This is a genomic window from Acinetobacter sp. P37 (assembly GCF_057480965.1).
The window spans coordinates 19186-33337 of the sequence record NZ_JBLIYY010000020.1 but is presented as its reverse complement, the minus strand read 5'-3'; the positions used below and the strand labels follow the sequence as shown (position 1 = coordinate 33337).

General features: G+C 37.7%; 10 protein-coding genes. 5 read left to right on the top strand and 5 right to left on the bottom strand.

Annotated features, from left to right (window positions below; genetic code table 11):
* Positions 1-184: 184 nt before the first annotated feature.
* From AC25JC_RS15095 to dinD, 3 genes are all read left to right on the top strand, one after another.
* Positions 185-490, top strand: a complete 306-nt coding sequence (locus tag AC25JC_RS15095) for a hypothetical protein (RefSeq protein WP_486924352.1) — start codon at positions 185-187, stop codon at positions 488-490.
* On the top strand, positions 487-2913 hold the full coding sequence (locus AC25JC_RS15090; protein WP_486924351.1) for a DUF927 domain-containing protein: 2427 nt from the start codon (positions 487-489) through the stop codon (positions 2911-2913). The genes AC25JC_RS15095 and AC25JC_RS15090 overlap by 4 nt, the downstream gene beginning before the upstream one ends.
* Positions 2914-4494: 1581 nt before the next feature.
* A complete protein-coding gene (dinD, locus tag AC25JC_RS15085; RefSeq protein WP_486924350.1) occupies positions 4495-5334 on the top strand; it encodes a DNA damage-inducible protein D in 840 nt (279 codons plus the stop codon).
* Positions 5335-6189: 855 nt separating this feature from the next.
* Here dinD and AC25JC_RS15080 read toward each other — a convergent pair.
* The 5 genes from AC25JC_RS15080 to AC25JC_RS15060 form a co-directional block, all read right to left on the bottom strand.
* Complete coding sequence (locus tag AC25JC_RS15080; RefSeq protein ID WP_486924349.1) at positions 6190-6861, bottom strand: DUF2290 domain-containing protein; 672 nt, start codon at positions 6859-6861, stop codon at positions 6190-6192.
* 9 nt (positions 6862-6870) lie between these two features.
* Positions 6871-9024: a DEAD/DEAH box helicase gene (locus AC25JC_RS15075; protein ID WP_486924348.1), complete on the bottom strand. Its 2154-nt coding sequence runs from the start codon at positions 9022-9024 to the stop codon at positions 6871-6873.
* A 385-nt stretch (positions 9025-9409) separates the two neighbouring features.
* Positions 9410-10588: a hypothetical protein gene (locus tag AC25JC_RS15070; protein WP_486924347.1), complete on the bottom strand. Its 1179-nt coding sequence runs from the start codon at positions 10586-10588 to the stop codon at positions 9410-9412.
* 142 nt (positions 10589-10730) lie between these two features.
* Positions 10731-11873, bottom strand: a complete 1143-nt coding sequence (locus AC25JC_RS15065) for an MFS transporter (RefSeq protein WP_078194454.1) — start codon at positions 11871-11873, stop codon at positions 10731-10733.
* A gap of 148 nt (positions 11874-12021) precedes the next feature.
* Positions 12022-12288 carry a metal/formaldehyde-sensitive transcriptional repressor gene (locus AC25JC_RS15060; RefSeq protein ID WP_180024968.1) on the bottom strand — a complete coding sequence of 89 codons (267 nt, stop codon included), beginning with the start codon at positions 12286-12288 and terminating at the stop codon, positions 12022-12024.
* A gap of 56 nt (positions 12289-12344) precedes the next feature.
* Between AC25JC_RS15060 and dmeF the strand changes: the two genes are divergently transcribed.
* Positions 12345-13295 carry a CDF family Co(II)/Ni(II) efflux transporter DmeF gene (dmeF, locus tag AC25JC_RS15055; RefSeq protein WP_486924346.1) on the top strand — a complete coding sequence of 317 codons (951 nt, stop codon included), beginning with the start codon at positions 12345-12347 and terminating at the stop codon, positions 13293-13295.
* 116 nt (positions 13296-13411) lie between these two features.
* Positions 13412-14110, top strand: a complete 699-nt coding sequence (locus AC25JC_RS15050) for a DsbC family protein (protein ID WP_180116558.1) — start codon at positions 13412-13414, stop codon at positions 14108-14110.
* Positions 14111-14152: the final 42 nt, after the last annotated feature.

Here is a 14152-nt window from a genome sequence, read left to right as displayed (position 1 = left end):
TTAGTCGTGGGTATAACCTTTTTTATTGCTGTTTGCTGTGGGCGTTCTGCCTATGGGGATGTTGTATTTATGAATATGACCATCCCTACTACATTTCGTTTTTACAGCGTTCAGAAAATAGCTGTACCTACGGTGTGTCCTATTAACACTTGTTTTTCAAAACTTAATTGTTCAGGGGAAAATAATGTCTAATCAAAGCAATTCTATGCAAGATATTTCAGTCAAAGTTTATAGTGTGAAAGATATGCATGATTTGGCATCGTTGGCTGAGTGCGATATGCAATGGATGAATACAGCGATAGAGCATGTAAAAAAAGAACTTAAAAAATTATTGGATGAATGCGTGGTTCCAGGCCATCAATTGTCAGATTTAATGACCCATTTAGATATGTATGAGTACATAGCATTAAGCCGTTTAGGTCATTATTCGGATAAAGCTATGGAATATGGAGCAGAAATAGATGCAAATAAAAAGGCAGAATCATTGTGAGTGAAACTGCCTTAAAGGAACCAAATAATCCTACAGAGATATTAGAGCATTGTTTATCTTTAAATCCTAGTGATGAAGAATATTCGAAGCATCCTATTATTCAGCGTTTTGGCAGTCCATCACAGCCGATCTATGTTGACCAATGCAATGTAGACATTGACGGCATTGAGTACGATAGTCCTTTGATTCTGCCTATTTATAACGGCCAATTAGAGCTTGTTCAATGTGCTGTATTACAGGACAAACAGCGTGTATCTGTCATCCCCGATGGCCTAGCCAAAGGCTTTGCAAAGTATGGGGACTTTGACCCAACCAGACCTATCATTATTACCTATGGTCTGGAGGCATTCTTTAAGATTGCCCAAACTGGTTATGCCGTGGCTTTGGTGCTATTGCCTACCCTTTGCCATGAGCAACGAACAGAACTCAAGGCTTTTGATTTTGAGCAAATTCAGTTTGTGATTCATCAATTAAAAATGTCAGGTTTTGGCAGGTTGTATATGCCAGTACGTCCTGAACATATACAGCTTGAAGCCTTCCAAAACCTAGAGAAAAACACGGCGGTTCGATTGCTGAATCAATATCAACAGATCGAAGGAAACGAGTTTTTTATTGAGTTATCACAGCATGAGAGTAAAGAGGAAATTACCGCTTTTATTGATGAGGCAATCACCTTATTACCTGAAAAAGATCCACTACCGAAAGGACATTTAGCTAAGCCGTTTAAGTATGGTGATGGGGAATTTCATCTTTTAAAAGATGGCTTGTATTACATCGAGCAGACCAAAGAGGATGAATATAAACGCTATATCTCAAGTCCTATTCAGGTTTTGGCACAAACCAGAGATACCACCAATAATGCTTGGGGACGCTTATTAGAATGGCATGATGCTGATGGGGTAAAACATACTCAAGCCTTGTCTATGGAGCTATTTCAATCTGATGGTGTGGAGCTACGAAAAGCCTTAGCTTATCAAGGTGTCATCATTGCACCCGATGGCAGAGCAAGAAACTTATTGCAAAGTTACCTCATGAGCTACCCCACCCATGCAAGGGCGTTATGTGTTGATCGTGTAGGATGGCATGACAATGTATTTGTGTTACCTCATGAGCAGATCGGACAGCATGAACATGATAATTTAATCGTTTATCAGACTACACAAGGCATTGATAGTAATTATCAGAGCAAAGGCACTTTAGAACAGTGGCAAAAGAATATCTCTATGCCTCTTTCTAGTCATTCTAAATTGGTCGTTGCGTTGAGTTCTGCTTTTGCAGGGCAATTACTCACGCCATTGGAGCAGCAAACAGGTGCAGGCGTACACTTTAAAGGGCAATCCTCTAAAGGTAAAACTACAGCGTTATATGTGGGTTGTAGTGTATGGGGTAAACCGAGCAGTTATTGCAAAACATGGAAATCCACAGGTAACGCCTTAGAGCATACGGCATATATTCATAACGATGGATTCTTAGCACTGGATGAAATTGGCGAGGTGGCCAATCCTAAAGAGCTGGGGAACATTGCCTATATGCTTGCCAATGGTAAAGGTAAAGCACGACTGACCAAGGAAATTAAGACTAAGCCATCGTACACATGGAAAGTTATTTTTCTGTCTACTGGTGAAAAGAGCCTAAAAGAAATCATGCAGGAGAACGGACAAAAGACCAAATTAGGACAGGAAATCCGTTTAATCGATATTGATATCGACCAGTCCGAATATGGCCTATTTGATCAGATCGACTTTGCCGAAGATGGTGCAAAGCAGTCTAGGTTATTGGTCGAGCGCTCTAATCAATTCTATGGCGTTGCAGGCATGGCCTGGCTGAAATACTTAACGCAGGATAAAGAAAGCGTTATTAATCATGCTCGACAGCTCTTAGAGCAATATAACCTTGAACTGGTTGCAGAGCATAAACAAGGTCATATTGTACGTGTAGCCAATGCCTTTGCTGTGATTGCGGTAGCTGGTGAGCTGGCAACTCAAGCAGGCATTACAGGATGGCAAAAAGGTACAGCATTAAACGCTGTGAAAGCTGTTTTCAATGCTTGGGTGAATGACTTTGAGTATGTCGGGGACTACCAGACCAGAGAATATATTTTACATGTTAAGGCGTTTTTTGAGGCGAATGAATCAAGCCGATTTGAGGCCATTACGCCAGACCCCGACCACCTTGAAAAGATCATTAATCGTGTGGGCTACTGGAAGATCGAGAAAGGCGAAAAACTATTTTTCGTGTTACCTGAGCAATTCAAAAATGAAGTATGTAAAGGACATGATAGCCGAAAAGTAGCAAAGGCTTTATTGATTGAAAAATTGCTAGAGCATGATACAGGCAAGAATACAAAAACAGTTCGCCTACCTAGTCGGACGAAAGCTATTCGAGTTTATGCCGTAAAAGACGCTATTTTTAGTTGGGAATAGCAAAAACACAGGGCAACAAAGGCAACAAGGGCAACAGCCTTATAAATAAAGGCTTTGAACGTGTTGCCCATATAAAAATGCAACAGGCAACAAAGGCAACAAATTGAGGTTTACCTTAAATGTTGCCTGTGTTGCCCCTGTTGCCTCTAAAAAATAGATATGCTGAGAGTGTTTAAGAAATTTAAGTCAATGCCAAACATAAACTATGGAACATTCCGTATTTGTTGGCTGTAGAAAATAGATACTGGCCTGGCCTAATTATGGAGATTCATTTTTAGTAATTATTCATTCCGTTTATAGTGCCAAATTTATGCTTTTTTTTACAAAAAAATGAAATGCCGTTTATTGAAGGAGTTAAGGTAAAATTACTATTAATTACAATATGATATTAGGTTTTTTGGAGTGTAAAAAAGGCGTAATTAAACCCGGAAAGCGGCATACCGGTTTTCCCGAAAGGTCTGGTTGAAAAAGTCGCCTATAAAAATATAAATATAGTCGTATAGCTGAGTTTTCATACTGCATTTTAATGAGATAATTTGAAATAAATCAGATTTACTATTTATAAAAATGTAATGTGCAAAACACATGTTTTGAGAGGCATAAAAAAGCACCTCTCATCGGGGTGAAGCCCGATTATGAAGTGCCTTTTATATTTTTACTTAGCCATAAATGGTCAAGTAAAAAAGACGGCTCAAGATCGGGGGAAAGCCCGACTTGGTAGAACCATTTATTAAAAAAGATAACTATAATTTTATAGGTTGTCAACTTGAGGCATGACCTATTGGGAATGGATATTCTGAGAGAGGTAAGTCAATGCCAAACATAAATAATGAAATATTCCGTACTTGTTGGCTGTAGAAAATAGATACTGGCCTGGCCTAATTATAGAGATTCATTTTTAGTGATTACTCATTCCGTTCATAGTGCCAAATTTATGCTATTTTTTACAAAAATATGAAATGCCGCTTATTGAGATGAAAAATTAAAAAAATAATTTATTACAATAGGATATGAGGTTTTTAGAGTGTAAAAAAAGCGTCATTAAACGCAAAAAGCGGCATACCGGATTTTACCGAAAGCATCCTTGAAAAGTCGCCTATAAAAATATAAACATAGTCTTATAACTTAGTTTTTTTACTCATTTACTCATTATGGAATTGAGGCAATCAGAGTGAATAAATTATAATTTATTTTAAATGTTGCCTTTGTTGCCCAGGCCCAAAAAAGGAGGCAACAGTCTGGAACTCAGTTATATCAAGTATGTTGCCTGTGTTGCCCTTGTTGCCTCTAAAAAATAGATAATCTGAGACGGTAGTAGACTTAAACCAATACAAATGCATGAATCGCAACTAATCGCAGCGTTATCGTAAGCCGTTTGTGATTATAAGGCCCTTCTATAGCAAGGGATACAGGATAAAATCGCAGAATCGCAGCTATTTCAAAGGGAATTGAAAAAGATTAAATGAAAGCTATAACTAGGACTGGATATAAGCCAAATTTGTCAACTAGCTGAACAGGTTCAAAGTGTTTATATTCTAATGACTAAAAGTAATGACCAATTAGCAATAAACGGAAATAATTATGAGTGAACAGCATCAGACATTTGAAGATATAAGACAATTAGATGAAGATGGGAATGAGTTTTGGTTAGCGAGAAGTCTTGCAAAAGTTTTGGAATACTCAGATTATCGAAATTTTTCAAGTGTTATCGAAAAAGCAAAAATTTCATGTAATAACAGTGGAATAGATGCTGATGACCATTTCGTTGAAGTCACCGAAAAGGTTACTCTTGGGTCAGGAGCAATACGTGAATTAGATTCATATGCTCTATCAAGATATGCTTGTTATTTAATTGTACAGAATGCAGATCCAGCAAAACGAGTGGTGGCACATGGGCAAACTTATTTTGCATTACAGGCGAGAAGACAGGAACTCGCAGACGATGATGTATTTAAGGCTTTACAAGAGGATGAGAAGCGACTTTTTCTACGCAATGAATTGAAACAGCATAATAAGCAATTGGTTGATGCTGCATTTAATGCTGGAGTAAAAACAGAAATTGATTTTGCTGTATTTCAAAATCATGGTTATAGAGGTTTATATGGTGGCTTAGATGCCAAAGGTATTCATGCTAATAAGGGATTAAAGAAGTCCCAGAAAATTTTAGATTATATGGGGAGCACTGAATTAGCAGCTAACCTTTTCAGAGCAACTCAAGCAGAAGAAAAATTAAAACGTGACAATATCAAAACGAAAAAAGAGGCTAATAATACACATTTTGAGGTAGGTCAAACTGTCAGAAAAACGATTGCTGAGCTAGGTGGGACAATGCCTGAAAACTTACCTACACCTGAAAAGAGTATTGCTAAAATTGAAAGAGAAACTCAAAAAGTAATTTCTCTACCTAATCAGAATAAATAAGTGTGCAGCCTCCTTAACTGGAGGCTTTTGAAATGCTACCCATAAAAGTATAGTAGAAATAACAATACCCTGTTTTGTCGTTCTAGGTCGTAAAAGAAAGGGAAAATTTAGAGATACGACATGCCGTTAATTTATCTTGCCAGCACTCCATAAAAAAGCACCATAAAAACCATGTCAAAGCCTTACTATATAAGTATTACAATCATTTTATTAAAACTGCATTTTGTTAAGGTAAATAAATCAATTGCGTGTCTCTACGTGTCGCAAAATTGGCCTGGTACATTGATGCGTGTTACGCCGTACCTATTCCCTTGATGGACCATAATCATAAAGTGCTCTTAAATGGCCTTAAAGCTATGTGCTGTATGGTTTAGCTCTACTTTGATGGATTTAGATTTCATCAAGGTAAATACTCGAATGGATCTTGGTAGCATTTTAAATATGCCCAAGTTTCCATAAGTGTTGAATGGTTATTATCACCATGCAGGAACAACAAGCTCCCCCTGCCCATCCAGTTACGAATACCAGACATGCACAGTCTATAGTTATGTTTTACGTCCTTTCTGTACTCGGCTCCCATTTTTTATTCAAATCTGACCTAAATCATTAGTAAAATAATGCAACGTGTTTTGCAGATTTTTAATCTAATATATTGACTAATATTAAGTAAATTAATCACATCAAATGTGAAACCTTGTGCCATCTTTCGACCATAATTTTTTTTAGAAATTGAGGAAATCCTCTTATAGCCTTATCCAAGCATATTTGCCTGATTTTAAATAACCTCATACGTACTTAAACATGGCATAAGTCATTAACTAATCAAATATGAATAGGGCTGTACAAATTATTTAATTAATAGGGAATAAGCAAATGAATCAATTTTTCTTCATTTGGTGTAATTGTTCTAGGCATTGTGAGAATAGATTTAGGAAGATTAGAAACTAAATCTCTGCTTTCTAAATGATAAAAGCATCTAACAATGAATTCGATAAACCATCTTGGTGTGAGTGGAGCAGATATTGGAATTCTACAATATTTCACATCTCCAAGCGTAAGATGACTTTTTGGATGTTTAATATCTTGAGCTTGTGCTGGATCAAAATCGAACCTAATAGGGAAAGGAACTATTTTTCTTGTAGTAATTTCTGTATATAACTCATCCTTTTCATAGGATTCAGGGACTTCAGAAAAACATGCAAGTTTTGTTGAAGGATAATAAGCTAACCTATGTTTTAGTACTTCATTATTTTGAAATCTAAAAGAAATTTGTAATATTCCTCCATCAAGGAACTTTAATGAAAAGCATCGTCTTTCATAAAATTCCTCATATACATCTTCATAAGAAATATCATTGTATGCAATTGATAAATATTCTGATTGAGAGAAAGAAACATCCCAAATATTTCCAATACTCGAGCTAACAGCTGGAAAATTCTGGTCATTAACTAGACCAGTTTCGATCAGATACCCAATCAAATTATTAATTTCAGTGACTGTTTGTGCAACAATTTTTGGCGGAGTCATGATTGTTTATTACTCACTACCACCGTCACTTAGTAGTTTTAATAATCTTTGTTTTACATCATTGTCCAACAGTTTGACATTCAATTCTCCTGATTCTAAAGCTGTAGTTAGACTCTTTAGATTATCTTCTTGTTCCTGTAGACGTTGTTTTTCATGTGGTGATAAGTCTTTGTGAACTACTCTTAAAGTTTTGAGGAGATTTTCATCAGGGTATGTAAAATCTAACTTAAATTCTTTTGATTTTAGTATTTCATATTCCTTAATCAAATTATCCATTTTATCGCCCCAACCTATAACTCGAATCCAAGCTTTACTTCTAGTCATAGCTGTAAACAATCTATTACGCAGGCTAGATAATCCTATACCTTCACCATCACAATCCTGTGCATTAACTACATAAACCATCCCTGCTTCATTACCTTTCGCGCGATAGATACCTGTGCAAGTTATAGAGTCTGAATCATTTTTAAAAAAGACATCTGCATCAGTATCTACACCTGCTGTATGTGATGGAATACCATTGTCGAATAGTTTTCGACGTATTTGACCTAGCTTTTCTCTAGCAGTGAATGGGTCGGGATTAATAACGACAATATCATCGTATCTAAGTTCATCTTCTCTAATATTTTTAATAATTTCATCTGTTAACCATTCATTCTGTTCTGCTTCTGATTTAAAAGACTTAAATATTATTAAATCATCAATAGATGAGTGATTAGCAAGAAAATCTGGACTGCTTTCATTCGTTCTTTCTAGTACGACTCTTTCACCTTTTGCTAAAACACCAGATTTAACCTGATAACCAATTTCTTTCCATAAAGCTGGTTGTTCAAACATTTGTACTAAACCACTTTTTAAAGTACTAGGAGCATCTCGATAGATACCAAAACCTAGAGCATGTGCACTGACAAGAACAGGTAATGAATTCCTATAGCACTTTTCTAATAAAACATCCCTATTAGTATCTCCGGCTAAAGATACAACAGGTTCACCATTAGCTTTTTTACCGAATATTTCTTCTGGGGGGGGTAGTGAGGCACCAGATAGACTTTGTAGTTCATCGTAAGCGTAAACTAGACGTCTCGGGTCCTTTAAAAGACGGAAACATAATTGCAAAAATGCGGAAGAGAAATCTTGGGCTTCATCTACAAGAATTGCATCATATACTTCAGGAGATAGGTCAGTATTTTTTAATGCTGCTGAGCAAATTGAAGCAAATGGATCATTATTTCCAAAATATGCTTTTGCACCTTGGAGGTCAAAATACTTTTGATCCGTCAAACGACAAAATTCATAATAAATACCATCTCTCTCATCTCCTCCCGGGGCACCCCAAGAATTGATGATTCGGATTTTATTCCAGTCAGGTTCATCTCCGCTCTGCTCAATACAAAAATGGTTAATTAACTTTTTGAATTGAGCCTTAAGTGCACGAGTATGAAAAGTTACCGCAATCCTCCATTCGGGATGTTGAATATGAAGATATGCAGCTTTTAAGGCTAAAATAATTGTTTTTCCCGAACCTGCTAAGCCACGGATTCGTTGAACTCCTTCAATAGTTTCTATTACCGCCTTATTTTGCTTATGGTCCAAAGTAGCAATAGAATCTTCAAGATTCTTTAACTTCGCACCTTTTGAATCTGGTTTATATACTTCTCTGCGTTGCCTAGATTTTCGAATTGTTGAAAGGCTCTCAATAGCAGATAGAGTTCTACTATAAATTTCATCAGTTAACTTGGATGTACCAAAATTTTGGAGAGTAGCGAGAAGATTATCATCATTACAGACATAATAATCTTCATCATTAGGAAGAATTGGTACAGATGGGGCAAATGTAACTACGCGAATTTCAGGAATTAGCTTACGGCCTTTGACTAAGTCACGATGAACTTTTAATTTAGATTCTAACTTATTCCCTAGGTCATCTTGCCTCTCTTTATAATCACCCAGGTTCGTCCCTTCGATAAGATCAAAGATAACAATTCCTATTTCTTTTGAAATAAGAGTAGCGTCTAAGGAATATTTTCCATCAGGCGTAGCAATTAAAGGGAAACCAAAATAGCATTGCCCATCTATTACATTGTTTTTACTTAAAGTTTGTTCTAATAATGAAGATGAAGCAGGTTTTTTATTTGTGCCTTTTGTAAATTTTATATTGCTCATCTTTTCTCCAATTAGGCTTTGTAAAGCCAGTAATTCCATTTGACAAAAGTAAATTTTACATTAGACATGATCTTTTTTTCAAAAACTAGTTTAGATTTAGATATCTACTTGAATTGTAGAATATGAAAATTAAAAATTTGAAGAATAGAACAAGTGTTGTGAATCATTGTATGGGAATTCTACTTACTCAATAAATTAACTTTATTAGTCACTTATTAGTCACCATTAGATTTTATTTGAAATAAATTTATGATTTTTATTGCTTATTTCTAAATAAATACATTCTGTATCGGAAAGTAATAAAACGATTGAGCTGCTCGTTTCACCTATGGATAGATCCATCCAAAGCACGATGTTCGAAATCATCGTGCTTTTTTTAAATCGTTTAGCGTGGGTTTGAGCCAAAAATGATTTTAAAGATTGTTCTCAGCACATCTTTCATTTTCATCCCATAAAAGGGATTAATCGCTGCTCTTTTCGATGCGGCTTCAACTTTGACTTTGAGTGTTGCATAGTCTGGAAATTGTTGCTGTTGCGAGGATTTTTCGACCGCTGACAAAATATCAATTAAAAAAGCACGATTGATTTTTGAACTTAATGGAATGGATTGATACCACTGTTTTTCAAAGCGACGATCTAAAAAGATATCGGGAATTTCGGGGCTAGAGGCATAGAACATGGCTTTGGTGCGCATACATTTGCTGCATTGACCACAATTTTTAGGTCGAGCCCTATATTCCACACAGATCGAGAGGGTTTGTAAATCTAAGCCAGATTGGCTTAAAAATGCAGTCTTTTGTGATCGCGTGACATCATCGTCGAGGGTGATTAACGCCCCAGATCGATTCTTCATCAATCGGTTGGATGCTGTATTTGAGCCATATGGATGAACGAATAATTGTTGATCTAAACGGTAATCGGCTGAAATTCGATATTGCTGGTAATGTTCAAAAATCGAAGCGCAGGAAAACAGCGAAAAGATATGTGTGACATGTGAACCTTTAGGGTTACAGCCATATTTACTGTATAGCGCGTAAGCATCGGTTTTTACCACGCGACTTTGCTTAAAAACTTGGCTTCTAAAGTCATGGGTCTGATCCATTAAGGCCTGAAATTTTTCATGGTCATCAAATTTATAATCCATTCCATGCACAGTGAGACAATCAGAATCTTGCCCATTTTCAAGAAAAGCTTTGTATGTACTATAAGTGGAGTCAATCCCACCGCTAAAAAAGCTTAAATTTTGAGTGGTTTGGTTTCCCGGTGGTGTTTGGATAATCGATGCAGCACTGAGCATGACTGGTTGATATAAATCAGGTAACCAAGCGGCCCAGACAGTTGAAACCTCCCGTGCGGAGTGGAGGGTTTGTATTGAAATAGGTCCTTCTACATGCAGCGGGATGCCAAGGCGCATGGCAATGGGTAAAAAGCCCCAAACAATAAAATCATAGGTTTCTAATTGCGGTAAGGATTCAAACGGTAAAATATAGTGAATATTACCGTATTCGCTGCTAGCAATGATTTGATTTTCTACAGTGTTAATTTGACATTGAATTTTTAGCATTTTTTAAATTTTTGAATCACATCAGACAAGATCTTAATTTAATTTAATTTAATTTAATTTGATTGATTTTTATAGGGTTTCTTAATTGTTTTTGGGTTTAAGAAGCACCCAATACAAGATGCTTCTTGAATAAGTTTAGTGGTTAATTGGTGTTCAGACTACGGTGCCAAAGCAATAAGCCGATACACAATAAACCTACACCCATACAAAAACCTAAAACACCGACGATCAAGCCGAAATGATCAGATAAATAGCCGGCTGCAATAATTGGAATAATGGTTCCTAAATATCCGATAAACAAATAGGTCGAGATCACCGCAGCACGGTTTTGATTGTTGGTCATTTGATGAACTAAGCCAAATGCGCCTAAAAGCCCTAGACCATGCCCTACACCGACTAAAATATCGCTAATAAAAAACAATGCACTCCAGTGTTGGGTCATACATAGCGCAAGGAGCGCATAGCTCAGTATTAACACTATTAAGCCGGCATTGACACATTTTGCAGAAGGAATCGATTTCGCCATAAATTGCACGACAGCGGAAACCAGCAAGATACTTGCAATGGCACTACCACTGACCAAAGGGCCATGCCATGGGATCGCATCTTTGACGAAAGAGGGTGCGAGTGATGCAAATAAGCTAAAAGAACCAAAGGCACAAAAGGCAGTCAGTCCAGCGATATAAAATCGTGAATGATCACGCTTTTCAGGCAATTCCAAATGTGGTGCCACTGAAAAAGGCTGTGGCTCAAAATTCGGTGTGCGAATAAAAAATAACCCTATTAAACACGCCAACCCCCCAAAGATCACAGGGATATAAGGGGTGACTAAAGGCTGTTCCGAAAATTGGGCAATCACTCCACCAATAAATGGGCCAAGACCAAAACCAATCACGGTAATGATTGAACTCAACTGTGGAGCATTATTTTTATGCGGTTCAGGAATGGTATAGACCAAACCAAGCATGGCTGAGGTGCTGATTAAACCCGAGGCAATCCCGATAATAAAGCGCCCGATAGATAACCACAGCGCATTACTGGCAAACACCGACAAGCTTAAACCTAAGATGATGCACGCCATACCGATTTGCAGGGTTCTTAAAAAACCAAAACTGTTACTGGTACGACCTAAAAACAGCAAGGTCGCTAGGCAACCAAACATGTAGGCAACAAAGATATAGGTGATATGACTCGGCAGCAGTCCCCAAAGTTGCTGATAAATGGGATACAGAGGACTAGCTAGCGCTGTACCAATAGTGCCCATACAGAGTGCAAGGCTCACCATAATAAACGGTCGCTAAGAGGGAGATGTGGTCATTTTAAAGTCGCAGAGGTACAGCCCATAGGGTCAATATTGTGCTGCATGAGAAAGAAGGAAATATGGGCTCAGTTTAATGCCGATTGTTTTCCATGGTCAAATCGCAGTTGTAACTTTATCCATAGCGTTTAAGCAGTTTTACAAAATCTTCCAGTTCTACTTCATTGATTTCAACATCTTGAGGCAATACATGATGGCGTAAATGTGCTTCGATTAATTCATTCATTAATCCATTTACAGCACCTTTGATGGCCGCAACCTGTTGTAAAACCTCGATACACCCTGCTTCGGGTTGCTGTAAAGCCAGTTCAACTGCTTTGACCTGACCTTGTAGACGTTTAACCCGATTTAAAATCTTTTTGTCCTGATGTAAATGACTCAACACTTTCTCCCGAAAATAAATATACTATGGGGGAGTATATTTAAGCATAGAACCTAATGAAAACTTCCCCATCCATCCGAATTCATCATCATCAATTTGATGAAGGTAATCCACTCGCACAAAAACGGATCTTAATTGCCACCATTTTAACGGCAGTCATGATGTTGTTAGAAGTCATTGGCGGATGGATTTTTAATTCGATGGCATTATTGGCAGATGGCTGGCATATGAGTTCACATATGTTGGCATTAGGCTTGGCTTATTTTGCCTATCGTGCGGCACGCCACTATGCCCAAGACGCTCGTTTTAGCTTTGGGACTTGGAAAATTGAAATTTTAGCGGGCTATAGCAGCGCGATATTATTGATGGTCGTTGCTGCATTTATGGCCTTTCATTCGGTGGAACGCTTATTCAACCCGGTCCAAATTCATTATAACGAAGCAATCCCTATTGCGATTTTAGGTCTAATGGTGAACTTGATCTGTGCTTGGTTATTGCATGATGACCATCACCATCACCATCACCATCACCATCACCATCACCAGCATAGCCATGAGGAGCAGCATGATCATCATCACGATCTCAATCAGAAAGCAGCCTTCATGCATGTGGTTGCTGATGCGGTGACTTCGGTGTTGGCCATTGTGGCTTTATTTGCTGGAAAATGGATGGGCTGGGGATTTTTAGATGCGCTATTGGGGATTGTTGGTGCAGTGCTTGTCGGTAAGTGGGCCATTGGCTTGATGAAAGAAACAGGACAAACATTACTGGATGCGGAAATGGATCACCCTGTCGTTGATGAGATCCGAGAGGTTTTAATGCAATTGCCTGTCGACGTCGATGTGACCGATTTACATGTGTGGAAAGTGGGTAAAGGTCAGTTTTCATGTATTGTTGCTTTAGAAACCAGTCAGGCATTGAGCGCCGATGAAGTCCGCCAAGCGTTGTCGATTCATGAAGAAATTGTGCATGTGTCTGTTGAAATTAATTCACCTGATGCAGCGTAATATGTTCCACGTGAAACGGCATGTAGCTATTGCGTAATGAACTGAAAAAAGCCCAAGACTTTCACCTGTTAAGGCTTAGAATGCTGAATCAATTAAATGTTGAAGTTGTTCGGTCTATGTTGAAAAAAATATGTGCGTTGGCGTTGAGTACCACCCTTTCGACTTTTGTTTTGGCGGATGTAGCACAGGTTCAAAAGCTCTTGGCAGAAAAGCACCCTAGTTTAAAAATTGAAAATATTCAAAGTACCGAAATGCCGGGCATATATAGTGGCTTTGTTGAAGATCAAGTTTTGTATTTGAGTGAAAATGCGGATTATGTGATCGCAGGTTCTATGATTCGTTTAAAAGATCAAAAAAATCTGACCAAACAATTGATCCTCAGTCAGCAAAAAACTGAGTGGTATAAACTTCCATTACAAGATGCGATTAAAACAGTCAGGGGGAATGGGAAGCGCCAAATCGCGATCTTTTCTGACCCAAATTGCCCATATTGTAAGAAGCTTGAAGTAGAACTGGCAAAACTCAATGATGTGACCATTTATACTTTTGTCACAGCGATAAAACCGCAGTCGTTGGCGCCATCGAAGCAGATTTTTTGTGAGTCAAACCCTGCTATGGCCTGGGATAATTTAATCAATAAGGGAATTCAACCGAAGTCAGCGAAAAGTTGTGCAAACCCGATTGATCGAAATTTAATATTAGCTAAAAGCTTAAAACTAGGTGGTACACCGGGAATCGTTTTTGCCAACGGTTCGATCTTAACTGGTGCTTACCCTGCTGCTGAATTAGAATCGATGTTAAAAGAGATCAAATAATTTCAGCTGTACGGCATGAATAAAATATAAAAAAAATACCCG

Bases quoted from the DNA above. Each gene is read 5' to 3' on its own strand.
- dinD (WP_486924350.1), top strand. From the start codon at position 4,495: ATGAGTGAACAGCATCAGACATTTGAAGATATAAGACAATTAGATGAA.
- AC25JC_RS15070 (WP_486924347.1), bottom strand. From the start codon at position 10,588: ATGCTAAAAATTCAATGTCAAATTAACACTGTAGAAAATCAAATCATT.
- AC25JC_RS15080 (WP_486924349.1), bottom strand. From the start codon at position 6,861: ATGACTCCGCCAAAAATTGTTGCACAAACAGTCACTGAAATTAATAAT.
- AC25JC_RS15050 (WP_180116558.1), top strand. From the start codon at position 13,412: ATGTTGAAAAAAATATGTGCGTTGGCGTTGAGTACCACCCTTTCGACT.
- AC25JC_RS15095 (WP_486924352.1), top strand. From the start codon at position 185: ATGTCTAATCAAAGCAATTCTATGCAAGATATTTCAGTCAAAGTTTAT.
- AC25JC_RS15065 (WP_078194454.1), bottom strand. From the start codon at position 11,873: ATGGTGAGCCTTGCACTCTGTATGGGCACTATTGGTACAGCGCTAGCT.
- AC25JC_RS15075 (WP_486924348.1), bottom strand. From the start codon at position 9,024: ATGAGCAATATAAAATTTACAAAAGGCACAAATAAAAAACCTGCTTCA.
- dmeF (WP_486924346.1), top strand. From the start codon at position 12,345: ATGAAAACTTCCCCATCCATCCGAATTCATCATCATCAATTTGATGAA.